Source organism: Bifidobacterium sp. WK012_4_13, assembly GCF_041080835.1.
GTDB classification, from domain to species: domain Bacteria; phylum Actinomycetota; class Actinomycetes; order Actinomycetales; family Bifidobacteriaceae; genus Bombiscardovia; species Bombiscardovia fermentum.
Map to the genome: position 1 here is coordinate 680,934 of NZ_CP129683.1, position 22,468 is coordinate 703,401.

Annotated in this window: 14 protein-coding genes and 1 riboswitch; of the genes, 8 read left to right on the top strand and 6 right to left on the bottom strand. The window is 57.8% G+C overall.

Features of this window, described 5'->3' with window-relative positions:
• The first annotated feature begins 104 nt into the window (after positions 1–104).
• The 3 genes from QN062_RS02755 to QN062_RS02765 all read left to right on the top strand — a co-directional run bounded on the left by QN062_RS02755 (position 105) and on the right by QN062_RS02765 (position 3,548).
• Positions 105–1,757 carry an FtsX-like permease family protein gene (locus QN062_RS02755; RefSeq protein WP_369342082.1) on the top strand — a complete coding sequence of 551 codons (1,653 nt, stop codon included), beginning with the start codon at positions 105–107 and terminating at the stop codon, positions 1,755–1,757.
• Positions 1,758–1,891: 134 nt separating this feature from the next.
• Positions 1,892–2,734, top strand: a complete 843-nt coding sequence (locus QN062_RS02760; protein WP_369342083.1) for an ABC transporter ATP-binding protein — start codon at positions 1,892–1,894, stop codon at positions 2,732–2,734.
• Positions 2,735–2,927: 193 nt separating this feature from the next.
• Positions 2,928–3,548, top strand: coding sequence for a superoxide dismutase (locus QN062_RS02765; RefSeq protein WP_369342084.1), 621 nt, complete (start codon positions 2,928–2,930; stop codon positions 3,546–3,548).
• Between the two features lie 97 nt (positions 3,549–3,645).
• On the opposite strand, the gene QN062_RS02770 is transcribed toward QN062_RS02765, so the two are convergent.
• The 5 genes from QN062_RS02770 to QN062_RS02790 all read right to left on the bottom strand — a co-directional run bounded on the left by QN062_RS02770 (position 3,646) and on the right by QN062_RS02790 (position 12,502).
• The gene (locus QN062_RS02770; protein ID WP_369342085.1) at positions 3,646–4,704 is read right to left on the bottom strand and encodes an NAD(P)-dependent alcohol dehydrogenase; all 1,059 of its coding nucleotides are present in this window, start codon (positions 4,702–4,704) and stop codon (positions 3,646–3,648) included.
• 123 nt (positions 4,705–4,827) lie between these two features.
• A complete protein-coding gene (locus tag QN062_RS02775; RefSeq protein WP_369342086.1) occupies positions 4,828–7,710 on the bottom strand; it encodes an ATP-binding cassette domain-containing protein in 2,883 nt (960 codons plus the stop codon).
• A gap of 57 nt (positions 7,711–7,767) precedes the next feature.
• The gene (locus QN062_RS02780) at positions 7,768–8,388 is read right to left on the bottom strand and encodes an ECF transporter S component (RefSeq protein ID WP_369342087.1); all 621 of its coding nucleotides are present in this window, start codon (positions 8,386–8,388) and stop codon (positions 7,768–7,770) included.
• Positions 8,389–8,441: 53 nt separating this feature from the next.
• A riboswitch (TPP riboswitch) is annotated at positions 8,442–8,555 on the bottom strand.
• Positions 8,556–8,964: 409 nt separating this feature from the next.
• Positions 8,965–10,695, bottom strand: coding sequence for a glycine rich domain-containing protein (locus tag QN062_RS02785; RefSeq protein WP_369342088.1), 1,731 nt, complete (start codon positions 10,693–10,695; stop codon positions 8,965–8,967).
• Positions 10,696–11,134: 439 nt separating this feature from the next.
• Positions 11,135–12,502 carry a dipeptidase gene (locus tag QN062_RS02790; RefSeq protein WP_369342089.1) on the bottom strand — a complete coding sequence of 456 codons (1,368 nt, stop codon included), beginning with the start codon at positions 12,500–12,502 and terminating at the stop codon, positions 11,135–11,137.
• Between the two features lie 75 nt (positions 12,503–12,577).
• On the opposite strand from QN062_RS02790, the gene QN062_RS02795 reads away from it, so the two are divergent.
• From QN062_RS02795 to QN062_RS02815, 5 genes are all read left to right on the top strand, one after another.
• A complete protein-coding gene (locus QN062_RS02795) occupies positions 12,578–13,189 on the top strand; it encodes a DUF3043 domain-containing protein (protein WP_369342090.1) in 612 nt (203 codons plus the stop codon).
• Between the two features lie 275 nt (positions 13,190–13,464).
• Positions 13,465–14,964, top strand: coding sequence for a dihydrolipoyl dehydrogenase (gene lpdA / locus QN062_RS02800; protein WP_369342091.1), 1,500 nt, complete (start codon positions 13,465–13,467; stop codon positions 14,962–14,964).
• A 203-nt stretch (positions 14,965–15,167) separates the two neighbouring features.
• The gene (locus QN062_RS02805; RefSeq protein ID WP_369342092.1) at positions 15,168–15,908 is read left to right on the top strand and encodes a DUF4191 domain-containing protein; all 741 of its coding nucleotides are present in this window, start codon (positions 15,168–15,170) and stop codon (positions 15,906–15,908) included.
• 284 nt (positions 15,909–16,192) lie between these two features.
• Positions 16,193–17,629 (top strand): type I glutamate--ammonia ligase, encoded by a 1,437-nt coding sequence (glnA, locus tag QN062_RS02810; protein ID WP_369342093.1) that lies wholly within the window; start codon positions 16,193–16,195, stop codon positions 17,627–17,629.
• A 391-nt stretch (positions 17,630–18,020) separates the two neighbouring features.
• Entirely contained in the window at positions 18,021–19,688 is a 1,668-nt protein-coding gene (locus QN062_RS02815; RefSeq protein ID WP_369342094.1) for an ATP-binding cassette domain-containing protein, read from the top strand.
• A gap of 128 nt (positions 19,689–19,816) precedes the next feature.
• Here the strand turns inward: QN062_RS02815 and ligA are convergent, their stop codons facing one another.
• Positions 19,817–22,456: an NAD-dependent DNA ligase LigA gene (ligA, locus tag QN062_RS02820; protein ID WP_369342095.1), complete on the bottom strand. Its 2,640-nt coding sequence runs from the start codon at positions 22,454–22,456 to the stop codon at positions 19,817–19,819.
• Between the last annotated feature and the right edge of the window lie 12 nt (positions 22,457–22,468).

The window sequence follows — 22,468 nt, forward strand, 5'->3', positions numbered from 1 at the left end:
AACGCCACAGAACTCATACAACATGGCCGTGTTGTATGAGAATCACGGGACGAATCGGTACTCGTGATATCGGCCCAACCACTTCATTAACGGTAAGGAATCCAATGTTCGTGTTCAAAAACGCATGGAAAAGCGTTGTGCGGAACAAAGGCCGCAACATTCTCATAGCGATCATCGTCGCGATCATCGCGGCAGCCGCGACAATAGGACTGTCCATTCGTCAGGCTGCCGACTCCGCAAGGGCGACCGGCTTGGAAGACACCTCCGTCACCGCTCAGATCAGCGTCAACCGGGAAAAACTGATATCCAGCGCCCAGTCAAGCAGCTCAAGCAGTTCAAGCAGCAGCAAGCCCGATTTCTCTGCAGCACGCAGCGCGCTGGCTAGCAAGACGCTGTCTCTGGCCTCCTACGAGAAATATGCCAAGGCGTCGACGGTAAAGACCGGAACCTATTACACCGAGACCTCCTCAGTGTCCAAGACCGATTCCTTCCAACCCGTCTCGACGACAAGCACCAGCAGCTCCAGCAGCTCCTCGTCGTCAGGTCAAGCTGCCGGCCAGGGCGCCGGTGGCGGCATGGGTGGCGGCATGGGCGCCGAAGAGACCCAAAGCGGCGATTTCAGCCTCGTCGGATTCTCCTCTGACACGGCGGTAAAGAACGCCACCAATGGAACCTTCACCATGACGTCAGGCAAGGTCTTCGGCTACACAAGCTCGTCGAACAGCGATGTCATCATCAGCAAGTCCTTGGCAGACTTCAACAAGGTCTCGGTGGGCGACACCATATCCGTCACCAACCCATATGACACCAGCAAGACGATCAAGCTCAAGGTCGTCGGCATCTATAAGAACACGACCGACACGAGCTCCTCGAACAATGGCCCCTCGCAGTCCACCTCATCGGATCCCTCGAACGCCATCTACACTTCCATCTCCACGCTGAAGGCTCTCGGATTGGATGCTTCAAGCACGGTGACCACGACCGATTCGTCGGGAACCTCGACGAAGACGGCAGCGGCACAGCTGAGCTATACATACGTGCTTGGCAGCAAGAGCGCATACACCACATTCACCAAGGATGTGAAGAAGGCCGGGCTTTCCTCCGACTACACGGTGTCATCCGCAGACGTCGAGGAATATGAATCGAGTCTGCTGCCCTTGAACAATCTCGCCAAGTTCGCGCTCACCCTGCTTCTTGTCGTCCTGGCCGTCGGAGGCGTCGTGCTGATAGTGCTGAGCCTGTTCAATGTCCGCGAGCGCAAATACGAGGTTGGCGTACTGACCGCAATGGGCGTGAAGAAGGCGAAGGTCGCGACTCAATTCGCCATCGAGCTTCTCATCGTCACCATGATCGGACTCGGCGTCGGAGCCGTCGCAGGAGCTGCGACATCGGTGCCCGTCTCCAATCAGCTGCTTGCAAGCCAGGTTTCGCAGCAGGAATCGCAGGCATCGACCCAGGAGGCGCAGTTCGGTCGCGGAGCCAACGTCGGCGGTTCAGGCACCTCGACGAGTGGAACGTCCGGTTCATCCTCTGGCACGACCACAGGCAAGACGGCCGCCGCGCCGACGCAGGGAACGGGCAATCCGTTCAGCACCAAGGCAGTGAGCTACGTGTCATCCATCAACACATCGGTCAGCCTGTCGATGGTCGGGCAGCTTCTGCTGATCGGATTGGGTCTGACACTCATATCCGCCTTGGTCGGGGTCATATTCGTCATGAGATATGAACCTCTCCAGATTCTTGCAGACCGATCGTGACACTTCGGGTGCCTCGGCACCCACCGGCAACATTCCCAATGAGAAGTGCATCTCACCACAGGGCTGGCAATGCCAGACGGTGCATTTCAATGCGCACATGCAATTCGCGCATCTCGATTGTGTAAGGAAATACAATGAACGATACAAAACAGATCGATGGGCAAACCCAATCATCGCCCAGCAATTCCGCCGCTGACGCAAAGGATGCCTCGCCACAGGACGACATCAACAGCGAGGTCGCCTCAAGAAGCGCCGACGATGGGTCAGCCAAGGTACCGGCGATCCTTGAATTGTCCGATGTCTCATACGCCTACAAGCGGGGTGGAAAGAAAGTGCTGCACAATCTTTCCCACGCATTCAGGCCCGGCGTGGTGTATGCGATCACCGGACCCTCCGGTGCGGGAAAGACGACGCTTCTGTCGCTGATCTCGGGGCTCACCTCCCCTTCGGAGGGAAAGGTCATCTATCAGGGAAAGGACCTCGCCAAGCAGGATCGCTATGACTTCAGAAGCCACGACATCGGAGTGATCTTCCAGAGCTTCAATCTCCTCCCCGCACTCACGGTCACCGAGAACATAGTGCTCTCGATGGATGCATCGGGCAAGAAGTTCGATAGGCCAAAGAAGGATATAGCCCTGGAACTGCTGGAGGAGGTGCATCTGCCCGATGAATACGCGAATGAGCGCATCCTCCATCTCTCTGGCGGCGAGCAGCAGCGAGTCGCAATCGCCCGAGCGCTGAGCTACGATCCGAAGATCATCGTCGCCGACGAACCAACCGGCAATCTGGATCTGGGCACCCAGCGAGACATCATGGACATCTTCGCCAAGCTGGCCCACGATCATAGCAAATGTGTGATTATCGTCACGCACAGTCCGGAAGTCGCCCAGGAGTCGGATGAGGTCTTCCAGCTCGCTCCGCTGCGCCGACGGAGGCCCACGAAGACCGTTCAACCGGTCGCCGCTCGCCGTCGCTGAACGGTTTCGGATGCATGCAGGACTGGTGGAATTATCACTCAGCGCGAACACCGACAATTGGGAAAGCGCTGATTTTCCACTAGTCTTGGGTGCTAAGACCGGGGCTATGGTCTGGAGCAACACGAAACGAATAAATCACATCACGTGGTTTCTGGGGAAGTGTTCCCGAAACCCAGTCAAAGAGGAGGGCTTTATGCCAATCTATACTTTGCCGGATTTACCTTACGACTATTCGGCACTGGAGCCGTACATATCCGGAAAGATCATGGAACTTCATCATGACAAGCATCACAAGGCCTACGTCGACGGCGCCAACACCGCCTTGGAGAAGATTCACGACGCTGCCGATTCCGGAGACGTGGCAACCTCGAACCTTCTTGAGAAGAACCTCGCATTCAACCTTGCAGGCCATAAGAATCACACCATCTTCTGGAAGAACATGGCTCCATCGGACGGTCAGGAGCCACAGGGTGAACTCAAGGCCGCCATCGAAGATCAGTTTGGATCCTTCGAGGGTTTCAAGACCTATTTCACCTCGATGACTGCCGGCATCCAGGGTTCGGGCTGGGCCGTGCTCGCATGGGACACTCTCGGCGAACGACTGATAACGCTGCAACTCTTCGATCACCAGGGCAACCTTCCTGTGACCGTGTTCCCACTGCTGCTTCTCGATCTGTGGGAGCATGCGTATTACCTTGACTATCTCAATGTCCGTGCCGACTACGTCAAGGCCTGGTGGAACATCATCAACTGGGAAGACGCCACCAAGAGGTTCGACGAAGTGCGCAACATCAACACGACGCTTGCAAAGTAGCATCTGCCTGGATGGGCTGCCAGCATGACGGCCAATCCCAGCTTTCGAAGCAATTCGCCTCGGTCCGAGAAATCTTGGACCGAGGCGAATTGCCTGTCTAACCGATGAATACGACGGGCTTTATCAGATCCTGCGGCTTATCCTTCATCAGTCTGACGGCTTCCTCGACATGATCGAATCCTTCGAAACGATGCGTGATCATCAGGGACGGGTCGACTCTCCCATGAACGATGAGGCTTGCCAGACGCTCCATCCGCAATCTGCCCCCTGGCATCAGCCCGCCATGAATCGTCTTGTGCCCCATGCCGACGCCCCATTCCAGACGCGGTATCCTCACGCTGTCACCACTGCCAAGATAGTTGACATTCCCGATGGCTCCGCCAGGCTTGAGCATCCGTATCGCCTCGGCGAAGGTGTCCACGTCACCTCCCGCGATCAGCACGCGGTCGACTCCATCGCCGTCAGTCATGTCGAGCACCTGCTCGGCTATGGGCCCATCCTTGTAGCTGACGATGTCGGTCGCCCCATATTCCCTGGCCACTTCGACGCAGATCGGTCGAGAGCCGACGCCAATCACGCGCGACGCTCCGCGAAGCACGGCGCCACGAACGCACATCAGGCCAACGGGACCGATGCCAATGACGCACACTGATTCGCCGAATGTGACCTTCGCCATCTCAGAGGCATGGAATCCGGTCGGCATCATGTCAGAGAGCATGCAGCCGGTCTCTGGGCTGATTTCCTGGGGAAGCAGTGCGAGATTCGCATCAGCATCGTTGATGTGGATCTTCTCGGCGAACACGCCATCCTTGCTGTTCGAGAATTTCCATCCGCCCAGCATGCCACCGGAATGGACGGGATATCCGCGCTGAGCTTCCCTAGACCCCCAATCCGGGGTGATCGCAGGCATTATCACGACATCTCCCGGCACGAAGTCCTCTACCAGATCTCCGACTTCTATTACCTCTCCGACGCCTTCATGACCCAGGACGAGGTCATGCCGCTCACCCAGGGCGCCTTCCCACACCGTATGCACATCAGAAGTGCACGGAGCAAGCGCCACCGGTCTGCATAGGGCATCAAGCGGGCCGCAGACCGGGTCCTGCTTCTCGACCCATCCCGTCTCGTTCAGACCGAGCATTGCATAAGCTTTCATGAGGATTCCTTTCAAACGATGGTCGTCATTGACCTGGTTCCGCCAGAAAAGGCGGCAAGGACACCCTCAATCGTAACAAATGTACGGATGGACCATTGTTATACGGCATGAATTCTTTTCAACTCAGTTACCACCTAGGAAGACGTAGCTTCCCGCAAGAGCCGCCAAGGTCAGGGCCAGCGCCGGAATCGCGACGCACATGGCAATGAACAGCGCATCTCTCGACCTCAATCTGGAAACCCTGGCGTGGCTTCTGGGAAGCGTGCTTCCGAACCCCCTGGTCTCCATTGCGGTTGCGAGCATCGTCGATCTGCGAATCGACAGGACGAGCAGCGCAAATGCCTGTGGGAAGAATGCGGCAACGGCATTCTCGTCGCCCAGACCTCGTGAGCGCCGCGAGGACGTCAATGCGGCCCAATCGTCCTGCAGCACACTGAACAGACGGATGCCGGCAAGCCCGCCATACACGAATCTGTCAGGCAGATGCAGGATCTGGGTGAATGCATCCGCCAAGTCCGTGGCATCAATGCCGAACACCATGATTATCGCTGGAATTCCAATCGCAAGTATGCGTATGGCCGTCGCCACGGCAAGCGTTGCCGAGCGGTCGGTAATGTGGATCAGCCCCCATTGCCACCAACTATCCCCACCCACCTTGCCATAGAGCAGCACGGCAAGCGCAGCTCCCGGAGCGCCGAGGAATATCGGCCATGAATATTTCAGTATGCGCCAAGGCGACAGACCTGCGGCGAGGAAAAACACCAGCTCAAGCCCCAGTGCCGAGCTCGCCGACACCCAGTCAAGGCTCAGCAGCAGCGGAATCGTGAGAACCATCGCACCGATCAGACGTATGGCAGGATTCAAGGATGCGATGAAACGCGAATGGCTCGACTGCCGTGGAGCTTCCCTGCGGTCCTGCGCGTCGCTTACGGGAATCACATCATCCAGAGACTGCCGGGCCTTTGACCGGTGCGCCCGCCGCTCCCCTGCCACTTGCCCGCCTTGCCGAGGGTCCTGTTCCGCTTGCGTTCCCCGTTCATTCTTCTCTTCCGGCACGGGCAACGCACCGTGCATCTGGCGCTGTGCCTGCCATATCTTTTCGGCGTGCGATGAGGCGGGTATCAGCTCGACCACCCGAGCGCCCAAGGCCGTCACCATATCCCGGTCATGTGTCACGACGATCACGCAGACACCATCGGATCGCAATGCGTCGATGTAGCGGACGATCTGCATCCAGGTGCGTCTGTCCTGTCCGAATGTAGGCTCGTCGAGCAGCAGGACCCTTGGCGCGGCCGCCAGGGCTGATGCGACCGTCAGTCTGCGTTTCTCGCCACCGGAAAGCGTGTATGGATTCGCCTTGGCATATTGCAGAAGAGCGAACCTTGCCAGCAGTCTGCGTCCGATCTCCTCGGCCTTCGCCGGTTCATAGCCGATCTTCAACGGTGCAAGCATGACTTCATCGAGGACGGTCCCCTTGGCGAACTGGTGCTCGGGATTCTGGAACACATAGGATATCCGGGATGCAAGGTCGGTCGACTTCCATGCAAAGGGATCATCGCTCTTCAGTCCGCCGACAAGCTCGGGCGTGGCCTTCACCGCCCCGTCGACGGGCTTGAGAAGACCTGCAAGAGTCATGGACAGCGTGGACTTCCCCACGCCGTTCGCTCCAACGAGCGCGGTTATCTGACCTTTCGCAAATGCAAGGTCGATATGGCTGGCGATCGCCTGCCCATTCCTGCCTACCGATAGGTCCTCGGTCGAAAGAATGGTCGTCCCGGTGCCGATGCGAGCGGATTCATCGGACTCGCCTTGCGTGTGCATCCGATGAATCTCGTCTGACGCCTTCCGAAATCGCTTCGGCATCCATATGCCCAGCTCCTCGAAGTCCAGCGTCTCATCGCCGAACACTTCCTCGGGAGTGCCGTCAGCGACGACGACCGTGCGGCGAAAGCCCTTTCTCGAAATCTCATCGCCCTGAGAATCATGCTCCAAAGAATCATCATGCTCAGAACCCTCTCGTTCCAATCCCAGCACGATGACTCTGTCGATCATGTCTATCCAAGGTTCGGCACGATGCTCGACAAGCACCATCGTCGAATGCTGCGCATGGACGACCTTGCGAACCGCGGCGACTATCTGCTCGACCCCGTCAGGGTCGAGATTCGCAGTCGGCTCGTCGAGCAGCAGAACCTCCGGCCGCATCGCGATCGCACCGGCCAAGGCAAGTCGCTGCATCTGCCCGCCGCTCAGATGCATCGTCGAGCGGTGCAGCTGCACGTCATCGAGGCCGACTTCATGGAGGCACTGCCTGACGCGCTGCCATATCTGCGCCCTGGGAACGTTCATGTTCTCTGGACCGAACGCAACATTGTCACCGAGTCTCTGGAATATCGCCTGAGCATCAGGGTCCTGCAGCACAAGCCCCACCCGGCCCAGTGCATCCGAGACTGGCTGACCTCCGACAAGGATCGCCCCTTCGGTCGTGCCCCCGTCACTGTCGACGAGCTGAGTCGCGTCCTGTCCGGCCTGCCGGTGCCCGGCCTGCCCCTTGAGCCTGCTGCTGCCTTGGCGCAGCTCTGTCGCACGATCGCCTGACTCAGACATGGGTGCCGCAGAGTCACGAACGGCATCCCCTTCCGAATTCGAATCGACATCCGAATTCATGGGCTTCACCGGAGAGGTCTCGACGGCATCGACCCCGAGGAGTCCCGCAGCGCCTTCGAGAATCGTTGACTTACCAATTCCAGAAGCACCCAGCAGCAGCACACGTTCCCCTGCGTGAATCTCAAGGTTCAAGTTGCGCACGGAAAAGTTCCTGCGCGAGGCATGACGATATCCCCAGTTGCGAAAGCTCAGAGGGGCTGCGACTCCTGCCCGGACATCGCCTGCCGCGGCATACGAGTGCCCGCTGGCTGGCTGTCCCGCGTCGGAACGCGGTGAAGCGGCGCGGTCTGCCGTCTGATTCCGGTCAGTGCCGCCGTCCGTTTGATGAGACCTTGCTTGCATGTGAATCGCCACTGCTTCTCTCGTCGTGAATGTTATGGAATGTGTCGGTGCAGCCGTTCAGGCAGTCATGCCACGAACGTCACGGCCCGATGCAAAGCGGTCCAGCGCACCGGTCCGTGCGATGGCGATGTAGAGATTCCACATCAGAACTCCTGCTACGACGACCCCTGAGATGATGGTGGTGAGCAGGTTGATGAAGCCGTAGGATCCACCCCAGTCGATGGCCTGGAGATTCGTGAAGAAGGTGTATCCCCAGCATCCGATGCCTGCAAGAAGCCCAGACAGTGCGCTCACTGCGAGGTTCCAACTGCGATACATGAAGATGAGGAATGCGATTTCAGCCATGGCACCCTGCACCAGACCGATGTAGAGGGTCGATATGCCCCAAGCGTTGCCGAGGATCGCCTCGAGGACGGCGGCGACCACTTCGGCATAGACCGCGGCGCCAGGCTTGCGAACGATGATTGCGGCCAAAGGACCTGCAAAGAGCCACAGACCATTCAGAAGACCTGAAAGCCCTGGGATGACGCTCTCCATTGGTGTGCCAATGACGTTCCACAGCAGTGCAGCAGCCCAGAAAATCAGTGAACTGACCACGCCGATGACGGATGCGACCGCTATGTCAACCACGCGCCAGCGCAGGGATGGGTGTGAGGTCTTCTGTATTGCCGATGTCATGATATGTGCCTTAATCTCTCTCGTATGCATCTCTGATGTGCATATCCCGAAAGGCACGGGAAAGATGGACTTCCGTGCGCCGGCATTACCCGGTATACGTTCGTTCGGTCGAGGCTTCGCCTCATCTCAGCCATCCACTGTTCTGGACAGCCCCCGTGTCTGAAAACGATAATAACCTATCCCCTGACCAAGCTCGTATCCCTTCATGGCCGCAAGGCTGAACGGCCGAAAGGCCACATGAACTCATGAATGCATGAGCGCATGTCTGGACGGTAGCGCGGCAGTGCGGCTGCATGGATGCATAACCCATTATCATCTCAATGACCGATTACCATCTCATCATTTCTCAGCACATGACCAGTTGTGGGCACATGCCGTCCCTTCGCAGTCGGGTTTGCGAGTTTTTGGCACTTGCCGAAGTATCAAAGCCCCAGAAGCCGCATACCTGCGACCGGATCAGGCCGAAAATCGGGGTTTGTACTTTGGCAAGTGCCAAAAACTTGCAAGCGCCGCGTGAGAACTCGTCCAGAGCGGTCTGGAGCAGACTTGAAACGGTTTAGAGCGGTCTGGAACGGTCTAGAGCAGGGTGATTCGGGCGTGGCCGTCGCCCGCGTTGCCGGTCATCTGGGAGCCGTCGCTCTTGCTCCAGTCGGGCATGGACTCGTTTCCGGCCTTCATCGCATAGCTGGTGAACCGGTATTCCCGTCCATCGATGACCTGCGTGGCACGGTCGGCGGGAGAGTCGGTCGCAGGGCGGTGCGTCCTGGGATTGCCGGCGTTCGCGGCCGAAGTGTCCGACAGCGCGACCGCACCCGGATAGCCCGAGATGAACGAGGAACCACCGGCACCCCCCACAAGACGTGAATCACCTACCTGTCCACCGCAGCCACCTCCGTACCATCCTGCACCGCCACCATAATATCCGCCCGTCCCGCCGACACCAAAACCCCCAGTCCATGCGACTGTGGCATTTGATCCCACCCCGCCCGATGTCTGGCTTCCACCCTGGCTTCGATTCGCAGCAGAGATGTTCTGCTGGCTCGGTATGTTGGTGGTCGTCGATCCCATCAAGCCAGTGAGTCCACCGCCATCGCCAGCATTGATGTGAGAACTCCCGTATGTCGAAATGCCACCGCCACTCCCAGCAACCATGATTCTCGAATTCAATCCCAAAGCATCGTCCCAGTTGCCTCCTAGCATTCTGAAATCCGTGGCACCGCCACCACCACTGTTGCCTCCATTGAACCCATTAGCAGGGCCGCCGACGTATACGAAAACTTCCATGCCCTTGCGAAGGAACACGTTCCCAACCGTGTAGGCACCGACGGAAATTCTTGCTCCGCTGGAATATCCCTTCGCTCCCCATGCTTCGAGTTGGTAGACGCCGTCGACGGGCGCGGTGAACGCCTGCACGCTGCCGGTCATGGCGTAGTCCCATCGCAGGACGCTGTCATCGTAGCCATCGTGATACGGTTCGATGTCGATCGCACTCCAATCCGGTGCGGCGACGTTGCGGTACTGGACCGCCTCGGCCGCATAGGCGAACCCATAGCGCGCACCCTGCCACTCATTGTCATCGAACACCACCCCGTCCACGCTCACCAACCCGGGGTTGAAGTAGACGCCATAGCGCACCCGCGCCTGCGAGGGACAGTCAGCCCCGCCGCACGCCTCGACCTCCGCGTCCTGCGCCGTCGGATCGGCCGACAGCACCCCATCCAGACTCGACGCGCGCAGCTGCACCGTGGACGGATCCCCATCATTGGCCGCATCGCCCTCAGGCACCACCTCGAAGCCGACGCGACTCATGCCCGGCACGTCACCCTTGCATGACACGTCCGCATCCGACACCATCGCCGTGGCCTGCGTGAACTTGGCAGGACCGCCGTCCGACTCCTCGTCCAGCTGCCACACGCACAGCTTCGGCGAATAGAACCCCACCACATCCGCAGGCACGGCAGACGCCATCCGCACCGTCACCGTCAGCAGCGTGCGATACCACACCGACTTCGCGCCAGCGTTGCCCACATCGAACGACACCTCCAGCGAATCCCCCGGATTGAAGTCCTCCAGCACGCCATCGGCGTCGATGCTGCCATCGTGCTTCACATAATTCGTCGTCTTGTTTTCAGCGAAGATCAGCCTGCCATCCGGGTCACCTTCCGAATAGTGCGTCAGCGAGAACCCATCCTCCTTCAACTCCGTCACCCCGGCCGTCGACGACTGGCCACCACCCAGCCAGTCAGAGAAAAACGACGACACAAACCCCATCAGCAGCAACAGCAGCAGCACACCCAACGCCACCACCAGCCAAGAGAAGCCCCCCCCCCCGCTCTGTTCTACGCGACAATCTACGAACCATCTGCTCCACCTCGCCCACCTCGTCCATGCCAGCCATGCCGTCCATGCCAGTCAGAAATCATGATCGATGGCAATATCACGACCTACGCATCTATTCATACAATGAGTACAACATAATACACAATGTCTCATTGTACAGGAGTGCCCGAGCTATCAAGTTTTTGGCACTTGACTGAGTAGAAACGCAGATTTGGGGCTTGATTCCGTCGCCGTTTCATGGCTTTTGAGGGTTTGATACTTTGGCAAGTGCCAAAAACTTACAAACCGACATTAGATATCCGCCATTGGCGTGGCGTTGATGCCTGTCACAGGCAGACGCCCGCCAAAGACACAATTGCAATATTGAGGCATGGCGATGGTCTGGCCATGCATCGCAGATATGACGCTATCTCGCCAAGGCGTTCATGAGCAGTGCCTCTGCGACGACATTCCTGCGAAGTCCATATAGTGAAATCGATTCATTCGGACTATGGGCATTGGACTGCGGATCCTCGGGTCCGGTAACCAGGACCTGGGCTTGCGGGAACAGCTTCTGCAGTTCGGGTATGAACGGAATCGAACCGCCCTCGCCCTTGTTTATGGGTTCGACTCCGAAGGCTTCCTGCATCGCCTTCTGCGCATCCTGAACGGCTTCGCTGTCAGGATCCATCGCCCACCCCATGCCATTTTCCAAAGGCTTGACCTCGACGACTGCGCCGAAGGGGGCGCTTTTCTTCAGAAATGCCGCCAAAGCCTGCTGCGCCTCTTCAGGGCGCTGCGAAGGTGCGGTACGCAGGGAAAGACGGAAGGTGGCCGAGTCGGCGAGTACGTTGAACGAACCCTCTACCGGATGCGCGTCGAATCCAATGACCGAGACGCTTGGCTTGGTCCACAGCCTCGAAGCCAGGGAATCCGAGCCGGTCAACCTCCATGAAGGCAGGATCGCCGCGTCGCGGCGCAAGGTCTCCTCGTCTATGTCGCGCTGAAGCCCTCCTACCGGCTCCTGGCTTTTCAGACCGGGAACCTTCAACGAGCCATCATCGTCATACATGCTCGAGATCAGCATCGCAGCAACCGTATTCGCATCCAGAACCGGCCCGCCGAACTGTCCCGAATGCACAGGATGCCCAAGCACTCGCACAGTCACATCGACGGTGGTATTGCCTCGCAACGAGGTGGTCAGGCTGGGAATCCTATCAGACCAATTGCCCGAATCGGCAACGATTATCACATCCGATTCGAAGGCTTCCCGATGTGCGGTAATGAAGGGTATGAAGCTCGGCGAGCCCATCTCCTCCTCACCCTCGAAGAAGACCTTGACATTCACTCCCAAATCCTCGCCCAGGGCAAGCAGGCTGCCCGCGTGAATGGCAATTCCGCCGCCATCATCAGCCGCTCCTCGACCATAGAGGCGGTCTGCCTCGACGGTCGCCGTGAATGGTTCGGTCTTCCAGACCGAGGCATCAGGCACAGGCTGCACGTCATGATGGGCATATAGCAGGATGGTGGGAGCATTCTCGTCGACGATCCTTGAACCGACCACCTCATATGCTCCGGGCGTTCCGTCAGGATTGGTCGACTGAACGACCTTCGTGTCCACTCCAAGTCCGCGCAGCTCTTCTGCAACGAATTCAGCGGACTTGCGCATGTGGTCACCGGTGATTCCCTTGGCGGAAACCGCAGCCAAAGCGACCTTTCGCGAAAGCAGCTCCACTATCGCATCCCAATGCCGATCGACGCGAGACTTGATTTCATCCACTGTGATATCGGTCATGACTCATTTCCCCCACTCGCACAATCGGCCATATGCAACGCCTCACGCGTCTATACGTCACCGTAACCTGTTCGCATGACATGGAACCCATTCAAGCGTAAGAATGACGCGGATAACACGACACAGGTGAGCATTGATTCCGACATCGAGGCAGAGGGCAAAGGCCGCCCGACACCCAAGCGAAAGCAGGCAGAGGCTCAGAATCTACACCCGATAGTCCCCAAGGACAGGAAGGCAAGCAGGAAGGTGGAGCGCGAAAAGCTCCGGGTTCGTCAAGACGCGGAATATGACGCGATGCGCAATGGAGACATCAACCACATGCCTAAGGCAGAACGGCTGGCATCCCGCGTGTATGTGCGCGATTATGTCGACGCCCGTTGGAATGTCGCCGAATTCTTCGTTCCAGTCGCATTCGTGATTCTTATCGTTTCCTTCCTCATCTCCTCGCTGTACCCCGCACTTTCAGTGCCGCTCCTGATCATGATGTATGTCTACCTGATCGCCTCGATCATCGACATAGCGATCATGTGGCGCGGTCTCAAGCGCAAGCTCGTCGCAAAATTCGGCGAGCAGGCAGTCGGTCGCGGATCGCGCACCGCGACCTACGCATGGTCACGATGCCTGCAGATGCGGCGTTGGCGCATGCCCCGTCCACGTGCGAAGAAGCGCGGCGACTGGCCAAAATAAGGTCGGTCGAAGCAAGTGCATGAATCAGGGAGCCGATGCATGGCATGGCTCATTGGTTCCAACGCCCACCGCGAAGCGAAGATACCAGACATATGAGGCTTCCTTCATTCACGGTGGGCGTATTCTTTCGATTTCGAGTATGAACGTATCTATACGCACCGTGACCACGCAAGGTACATGACCCACGCTCTGGCACGGAGCCACCGTCCGCAGCGTTGCACCATCGCACCGTAGCACGGCAGCACCGCTATCCATCTACCTGGAGGTTGTAAGAGATGACTGATTCTCAGCACACGCAAGATTCGAGGAACTCGTTTGACCTTGTCGTCATAGGGTCTGGGCCAGGAGGCTACACCGCTGCCCTTCGCGCTGCCGAACTGGACAGAAGCGTGGCCATCGTGGAGAAGGACGATGTCGTCGGCGGAGTCTGCCTCAACCGAGGATGCATTCCGACCAAGGCGTTGATAACGGCAGTTCACGACATCGAAACCGCCGAGCATGCCCAGTCGGTCGGGGTCAACCTGGAATTCCATGGCATAGACTACGGCGCGCTGATGAAGCATAAGCGCCATATGGTCCACACGATGACGGAAGGTCTTTCCGCCCTTCTCTCGCATCGCAAGGTGAGCGTGATACATGGCGTGGCAAGCATAGCGAAGGACCATAGCGTCAAGGTCGACGATGGGGATTCAGAGCGCACCCTGACCGCGCACGACATAGTCATAGCCACGGGTTCCATGCCCCGCGGCTTCGCAGACGAGCCGTTCTCGCACTCCGTGATCGACTCCGACAGGGCGCTTGCCCTGGATACCTTCCCTACCAGCGCGGTCATCATCGGCTCCGGTGCAGTCGCCTTGGAATTCGCAAGTCTTTGGAACACGGCAGGCACGAAGGTCACCCTGCTTGCCCGTCACGACCGCGTCCTGTCGCATTGGAGCCGCAGGGCGGGAGTGACGCTGACCAGGGAGCTCAAGCGCAGTGGCATCAATGTGATCACCCATGCCAACACGACTGCCATTGACAGTGGCGAGAATCTAGGCGTGACCGTTCACTATGACCAGGTCGACCACAACGCCCAGGATAGCGACGGCGGCAATAACGGCAATGGCGAGAAGGCCTCCTCCCAGCATCAGGTCAGCGCCGATGTGGCGCTTGTCGCCATCGGCCGAACCCCATCGACCGGCGCGCAATGGTTCAAGGACGCAGGAATCGACCTTGACGAGCATGGTCTCGTCGCAACCGACGAATTGGGCAGGACGAGCGCCGATCACATCTGGGCGGTCGGTGACATCACCGCAGGGCATCAGATGGCGCACCGCGCATTCGAACAGGGCATGACCGTCGCAGAGGCCATTGCCGGTCTCAAGCCCGAGCCAGTGGACAACGACACCATCCCCTCGGTCGTCTTCAGCTCCCCCGAAGCCGCCAGCGTAGGTCTGACACTTGAGCAGGCCGAATCACGCGAGGAACTCAACGACGTGAAGGAGACCGCATTCCCACTGCTCTCGAACGCACGAGTGCAGATGACCGGGCAGAACGGCTCGCTGTCAGTCGTCACAGGCTGCGACAGTGCCAATGCTGACACGCCCATAGTTCTGGGAGTCCATATGGTAGGCCCCTGCGCGACGGAACTGATTGCACAGGCGGAGCAGATGGTCGGCAACAGGACACCGCTGAGCAAGGCCGCACGCCTGATTCATCCACATCCGACCATAAGCGAGACCATCGGAGAAGCCTTGCTCAAGGCAGATGGAAGACCCCTGAATTCCCGGTGAGACGAGAGGCGACGGTATGTGCGACGCACCCTCTGCCATGAATTGGGCATGACAGGAGCGGGATGCATGCGTGATCCGAATCTGTCAGGAACCGCTAGTCAGGTTTCTTGATAGACTGTCTTGGCAGAGATTCACATGCGGGGTTCGCGTGCCAGAACGCGCATCACCCGTGAATGAGGGGCCAAATCGAACGAGGGATGGTTATGGCAGACAAGACTGAGAAGACGAGCGCGAAGAAGTCCGGAAAGAAGAAGGACAGCACGATCTCCCAGATCATACAGATCTATAGGTTCACAGCCAAGGACGACCGTGCGCTCCCCTGGTTCCTGGCCGGGGCGCTGATAGCTCCGATCGCGCTGGCCGTCATCATCGTGCTCATTTTCCATATGGGCATCATCTCGGCCATCATGACGGTCGTCACCGGCATCATGCTGGGAATCCTGCTGGCAACCATCACGCTGACCCGTCGCTCGGACAAGGTCGGCTACAAGCGGATGGAGTCTCGAACCGGGGCCACAGGTGCGGTGCTGAACCGCATCACCAGAGGCGGATTCAACTTCCCTCAGGATCCTGTCTGGATAGACATGAAGACCAAGGATGCTGTCTGGCGCGGCTCTGGCAGAACAGGCGTATATCTGGTCGGCGAGGGCGACTACGGGCATGTCATGAGGGCGCTCGACCGCGAAGAGTCCAAGATCAAGAGAATCACGCGCGGGTCGGACATTCCGATATACAAGATAAGCGTCGGCCATGGAGAGAAGCAGGTCCCACTCAAGCAGCTGCAGCGCACGGTGATGCGCAAGAAGGTCAAGCTGACCAAGCTGGAGCTAGGCGTGCTCAACGAGCGGCTCACCACCTTGCAGCAGAAGTCATCGCTTGGCGTTCCCAAGGGAATAGACCCGACGAAGGTGAGAGTCAACCGTCGTGCGATGCGCGGCCGGTGAGGATCGTTCAGCATATCCATTTCTGAACGTCCATCTCTGCAGGTCCATTACTGCAGGTCCATCGGAATTCATACCTCAGCATTGAGATGACAGCGCACGCAGGCGTGGCAACATGTGAATCACAGAGGCGGTTTCGGCAAGTCCTATCTTGTCGAAGCCGCTTTTCTCAAGCTATTGCACCCTGAAACACCCATACGAAACATCCTCGTAACGTAGGGGTCACGTTTGGGAAACCCTTGCTTCTAGACTTGAGTACTGTACGTTCTCATGAAAGGAGCAGTTCATTGAGTGAACTGAAGACAAAGGCCGATTGCGAGGCTCTGATTAACAAAGAGGGTGTTGAGTACGTTTCCGTGCGCTTCACCGATCTGATCGGCATCCAGCAGCATTTCACTGTGCCGGCACAGGACTTCCTGAACGATGCGTTCACCGATGGAATGCCATTCGATGGTTCCTCGGTGCAAGGCTTCCAGGCCATCAATGAATCGGACATGAAGCTCGTTCCAGATCCAACGACGGCTTTCATCGATCCATTCCGCAAGCACAAGACTCTCGACGTGGCCTTCTCCATCGTCGACCCGGTCACCGATGAGCCATATTCTCGCGATCCGCGTCAGGTTGCCGCCAAGGCTGAGGCATTCCTCAAGTCAACCGGCATCGCAGACACGGCATCATTCGCTCCTGAGGCAGAATTCTTCATCTTCGACAAGGTCCGCTTCGAGAACAGCATGAACCGCTCATTCTACGAGGTGGATTCCATCGAAGCTCCTTGGAACTCCGGAACCGACATCGAAGATGACGGCACCCCGAACATCGGATTCAAGAACCGCGTGAAGCGCGGCTACTTCCCTGTTCCTCCAACGGATCACAACCAGGATCTTCGCGATGACATGGTTGCCAACCTGCAGAAGGTCGGTCTGATTCTCGAGCGCTCCCATCATGAGGTCGCCGGTGCAGGTCAGCAGGAGATCAACTATCGCTTCAACACCCTCCAGCACGCTGGCGATGACTTGATGAAATACAAGTATGTCGTTCATGAAACCGCCGCCCTTGCAGGTAAGGCAGCGACCTTCATGCCGAAGCCCATGGCAGGAGACAACGGAACCGGCATGCACTGCCACCAGTCCCTGTGGAAAGACGGCAAGCCGCTCTTCTACGATGAGCTTGGCTACGGCGGTCTCTCCGACATCGCCCGTTGGTATGTCGGCGGTCTGATCAAGCACGCCGCGACGGTGCTCGCCTTCACGAATCCTTCGATGAATTCCTATCACCGCTTGGTTCCCGGCTACGAAGCCCCAGTCAACTTGGTCTATTCGGCCCGTAACCGTTCCGCCGCGATTCGTATTCCTCTCGCAGGAACCTCACCGGCTGCAAAGCGCATCGAGTTCCGCGCACCAGATCCAAGCTCGAACCCGTTCCTCGCCTTCTCCGCACAGCTGATGGCAGGACTCGACGGCATTCTCAACCACATCGAGCCACCGGATCCTGTCGACAAGGATCTCTATGAGCTTCCTCCCGAAGAGCATGCCAAGATCGCTCAGGTTCCAGGATCGCTCGAAGAGGCATTGCACGCTTTGGAAGAGGATCATGACTTCCTGCAGGCCGGCGACGTCTTCACCGACGATCTGATCCAGACCTGGCTCGACATGAAGAAGGGCGAACTTGACTTGGCTCGCCTTGCTCCGACGCCACTCGAGTACGAGCTCTACTTCCAGATCTGAGCCCTATGTAGCTGATTGCTTCCGTTACAGAAGAGTCGCCTCACCACTGCGGTGGTGGGGCGATTTTTTTGGTTTTGTGGGCACTTTTGCGTCAATGCTTATCATCAGCATTATGACGTGTGATATTCGGCATACATGTCGCCACAAATGGTTCCATGTTGATGCCATCTTTTCAGAATGCTCCAAGCTGTCGGAATTACCGACACGTTCACATTGAAGGTAGGAGCAGATCAACCTCGCCGTGTGCTCGTCTCAAATGTTCTGATACCATAGGGTTTGACAGTTCTGGACTCCCGACATGCCAAGGAATCCATATCGAAAGGGATAATTCATTGCTTTCTCGTTGACTTCAATTACACAGCATTATTTTTCTATGCAACTTGGAGCAACCATGAAACAATTATCCGTACTTTCCTTGAACCATATTTCCTTCGCCTATCCTGACTCCCCCGAAGCCGTGTTTTCGGATGTTTCCGTGACCTTTCCACTCGGCTGGACGGCGGTCGTCGGCGACAATGGCATCGGGAAAACGACGCTTATGCGCATCGCAATCGGTCAGACGACGGCAAGCGAGGGCACAGTGGTGCCCGACCCGAAGCGAGCGATATGCGGCTATTGCCCGCAGAGAAGCGATAGCGCACCAGCGAACCTCGATGACTTCGCCAACGATTGGTCAGCCGAGACGATGGGAATTCGGCGCGCACTCAACATCGAAGACGACTGGCCCTGGCGTTTCGACACCCTTTCCGGTGGCGAACGGAAACGTTTGCAGCTTGCGTGCGCACTTGCCATACGCCCCGACATACTGATTTTCGACGAACCCAGCAACCATGTGGATTCACGGACTCGTACCGCCATCGCCGCGGCCATGCGTGCCTTCGGTGGCATCGGCATCCTTGTCTCGCATGACGTCGACCTGATCGATGCGACCGTCTCGCAGTGCGTGTTCCTGCAACGGCAGCATGTCGGGGGCGTCAATCGCACGATTGCCGTCACACGCAATGGCAATTACACCCAGGCCCAGCGTCAGCTCTCGAGTGAATCGATGCGATCGCAGCAGGATCTCACGCAGGCTCGTGGTGAGATTCAGCGGCTCAAGCGTGAACAGACCCAAAGGAATCAGCATCTTCAACATATCGAGAAGATGAAAGATGGCCGTCACATCGATCGAAAGGATCATGATGCCCTCAATGCCCACAAGTTTGCGAAAAGCAGCGGCATGGATCTCAAGGCCTCTCGACTGACAGTGAACATGGCCAGCAGGGTCAAGCAGGCCGAACTCGCGGCATCGGCCATCGTCACCGCAAGCAAGCGCTATGACGGTGACATATGGTTCGACAGCGAACCAAGTCACCGCCGAGAGCTCGTGCGCGTCGAGGCAGGTTTGATTCCCTTTGACCCGACGGTCGACAGACACGTTGATGGAGACTGCGACAGTCAGATTCTTGAGAGTCCTGTTGCTGGCGTGATCGTTCCGACCTTGAGCATCGGGCCACTGGATCATATCGGGATCAGCGGTGACAATGGAACTGGCAAGACGAGCTTGTTCCGACATATCGAATCATTGCTCGATTCTTCGATAGACGCCGACACCGGTCTGCTCGCTCCTCAGACGCAAGCTCATGAGCAGGGGCGATCTCAGGAGAGGAAACTGCGCGTGCTGGTTATCGAACAGGAAGTGCGTAAATCTCAGATCGCTGCGACCTTTGATACAGTCGATGAACTGGGAAAGGAAGAATATTCGCAACTGTTCAGCTCGTTGGCGCAGCTTAACGCCGACCCCGAGCGTATTCTCGGCGAACGCTCCCCCTCCGCGGGCGAAGCGCGAAAATTGCAACTCTGCCTCGGTGCGCTGCGTCATCCGCACCTCATCATGATGGATGAGCCAACCAACCACTTGGATCTGCATTCGACTGAATCGCTCGCTCGTGTGCTCAAGGCATTTGTGGGTGCAGTCGTCGTCATCTCGCACAATGAGCATTTGCTGAGACAGATTACCGGCATTCGATGGCAGACCGAGCGAAAATCCCCGATTCACACCACGCTCACCATCGAATAACCGAGTTTTGCGGCAATTCCAGTGTATACAAGCCCAAAATTGGCTTTACTGCGTAGCAATGAAGCGGCAAACAGGGCATCTATACTCTGGAATTGCCGCAAAACTCGGAATCTCGTCGCCAAACCGGTCTATTCGGGTTTTCCAGTGTCGAGAAGACGATGGAACGCCGCCTCATCGAGGACCGGCACGCCGAGCTGCTCGGCCTTGTCTGCCTTTGACCCAGGATTCTCGCCGACGACGACATATGTGGTTTTTTTGCTCACGGAACCGGACGCCTTGCCACCATGTTCGATGATGGCTTCCTTGGCGGAATCTCGCGAAAAATCGTCAAGTCCACCCGTCACCACGACGGTCATGCCGTCCAAGGTCTGTGGACGATGAACATCTGCGACTCCTTCGCCAACGCCGTTGCGCTTCCAGCTTTCGAGAATCTTGCCACGCCAATCACCAGGTTCGTGCGCCTGGGCGAACCATTCGACTATGGATTGGGCGATTTCCTCTCCGACTCCGTCGAGTTCGGCAAGTTCATCGACGCTTGCCTCCTCGACCTTTGTCAGCGAACCAAAGCGAGATGCGATGCCACGAGCTGATGTCGGTCCCAGATGGCGAATCGACAGTGCCACCAGAACTCGCCACAGGTCAGCCTTCCGTGCCTGATCGATCTCTGCGATCATGTCCTGCGTCGTTCGTGAAGGTGCAGCCTTGCGTATCGACCTGTCCTCATCCTCCGAAGCGTTCAACGCCTGCGGCTGAGCCGTCGGTTCCTTGGTCTTCCCTGCGCTCTTGGGCTGATTGTAGAAGGCATATATCTGATGCCACAGACCGCTGCCGCCGACCCTATGCCTTTGCCTGCGACGCTTCCCATCCTTCTCGCTCTCGCGAATCTCGATGATGGGAGCCTCGCGCCACACTCTCACATCGGCGAGGTCGCTGGCCTCGATGTCAAAGAGACCTGCCTCGCTCGAGAGCACGGGACGCTGAACCGGGGGCAGCGCAAGCCCCTTCATCGGCTCATACGGTTCGGGCTCCTCACCTGCCTTGACGAGAACCTCTGAAACATTGGGCGCAAACACTTCAGCGGATTCAGGCCGATTGTCCTCTGGATTGGTCAGGGCAATGGCGCTCTGCTCCCCCAGATGCTCGATGTCGAAGGCCTTGCGTGAAGCCATATGAATCACGCGCTCGGTCAGCTGGGCCGGGCATGATTCGACATTGGGACAGCGGATGTCAACGTCACCCTCCTTGGCGGGAGCCAGTCTGGCGCCACAGCTCGGGCATCGCTCCGGCATCACGAATCTGCGCAACTGTGATTCGCGACCCTTGCGGCGTTCCAGCACCGGACCGACCAGCTCAGGAATCACGTCGCCCGCCTTGCGAACCACGACGGTATCTCCGATTTCAACGCCCTTGCGCTCCACTTCGGAGGCATTGTGCAAGGTCGTTCTGGAAACCGTCGAACCGGCCACATACACCGGTTTAAGAATCGCCACGGGTGTCACACGGCCTGTTCTACCCACCTGCACAGTAATGTTCAACAGCTCGGTATTGACCTCTTCTGGAGGGTATTTGTACGCAATCGCCCATCGCGGAGCACGCGACGTGGCACCCAGGCGCCTTTGCAGCCCAAGGTCATCGATCTTGACGACGATGCCGTCCAAGGCATGTTCGATATCGTTGCGATGCTCGCCGTAATAGTCAATCATGTCAGTGATCTGATCGAAAGACGTGATTTCTCGATTATGTGGAGACACCGGAATGCCCCAGGTCTTGTAGAGTTCGTATGCCTCTGACTGATCATCGACCTGGTCGTGCCCTGCACGCGACGCCTTGGCGCCCCAACGCAGCGTTCCGATGCCGTGGGCATAGAAGCTGAGTCTTCTGGACGCGGTGATGCGTGGATCCTTCTGACGCAGCGAGCCGGCCGCGGCATTGCGCGGGTTGGCGAATGGCGCCTTGCCGAGACGCGCATTGTCATCATTGAGCGCCTTGAAATCGTCGAAGCGCATGAATACCTCGCCACGTATCTCGACCATCTCGGGAATGTCCTTCGCAGGTCCAGCCAGCCTGTCGGGAATGGTGCCGATCGTATGGACGTTCAGCGTGATGTCTTCGCCGGTGACGCCATCGCCTCGTGTCAGTCCCTGCTTCAGCACACCGTTCTCATATATCAGGTTGAGCGCGAGCCCGTCGATCTTGACCTCGCAGGTCATCGGAAGCTTTCTGGACTCGGGCTCATCCAGATCCTTGTATGCGCCATCGAACCATTGCCGCAGTTCCTCGATGCTGAACACGTCGTCCAGGCTCAGCATCCTTGAGGGATGCCTCACGGATGCAAAATCGTTTGAGAAGGTTCCGCCAACCCTGTGCGTCGGCGATTCAGGGGTGTCGAGCGTCGGGAACTGTCGCTCCAACTCCTGCATGCAGCGCATCCGTTCGTCATAGGCCGCGTCGGAAGAGACCGGAGCATCCTTGATATAGTATGCGATCTGATCGGACTCTACCCATGCCGAAAGCTTCGTCCACAGCCTTGTCGCCTGCTCGGTCGTCAGCTGCGTCACTTGAAGGTCGGCAAGCCTCATCGCATCGGCATCGGCATCCTGCAGGTTCGCGATCCAGGCATCGCTGCCTGACACCATGCCAACGGTGGAGTCCGCGATGGAATCCAGATCGAACGAATTCTGCCCCGACTGTTCGACCGTCTGCGAATTCTGCGAATTCCTGACCTTTTCCGCACGAATGCCGTTCAAGGCTACCCCTTTCATCACCATCGAGTTTCTATG

Coding starts and splice junctions, on each gene's coding strand:
- QN062_RS02765 (WP_369342084.1), top strand. CDS start 2,928: ATGCCAATCTATACTTTGCCGGATTTACCTTACGACTATTCGGCACTG.
- QN062_RS02755 (WP_369342082.1), top strand. CDS start 105: ATGTTCGTGTTCAAAAACGCATGGAAAAGCGTTGTGCGGAACAAAGGC.
- QN062_RS02780 (WP_369342087.1), bottom strand. CDS start 8,388: ATGACATCGGCAATACAGAAGACCTCACACCCATCCCTGCGCTGGCGC.
- QN062_RS02770 (WP_369342085.1), bottom strand. CDS start 4,704: ATGAAAGCTTATGCAATGCTCGGTCTGAACGAGACGGGATGGGTCGAG.
- QN062_RS02760 (WP_369342083.1), top strand. CDS start 1,892: ATGAACGATACAAAACAGATCGATGGGCAAACCCAATCATCGCCCAGC.
- QN062_RS02790 (WP_369342089.1), bottom strand. CDS start 12,502: ATGACCGATATCACAGTGGATGAAATCAAGTCTCGCGTCGATCGGCAT.
- QN062_RS02815 (WP_369342094.1), top strand. CDS start 18,021: ATGAAACAATTATCCGTACTTTCCTTGAACCATATTTCCTTCGCCTAT.
- QN062_RS02805 (WP_369342092.1), top strand. CDS start 15,168: ATGGCAGACAAGACTGAGAAGACGAGCGCGAAGAAGTCCGGAAAGAAG.
- ligA (WP_369342095.1), bottom strand. CDS start 22,456: ATGGTGATGAAAGGGGTAGCCTTGAACGGCATTCGTGCGGAAAAGGTC.
- QN062_RS02775 (WP_369342086.1), bottom strand. CDS start 7,710: ATGCAAGCAAGGTCTCATCAAACGGACGGCGGCACTGACCGGAATCAG.
- QN062_RS02795 (WP_369342090.1), top strand. CDS start 12,578: ATGACATGGAACCCATTCAAGCGTAAGAATGACGCGGATAACACGACA.
- lpdA (WP_369342091.1), top strand. CDS start 13,465: ATGACTGATTCTCAGCACACGCAAGATTCGAGGAACTCGTTTGACCTT.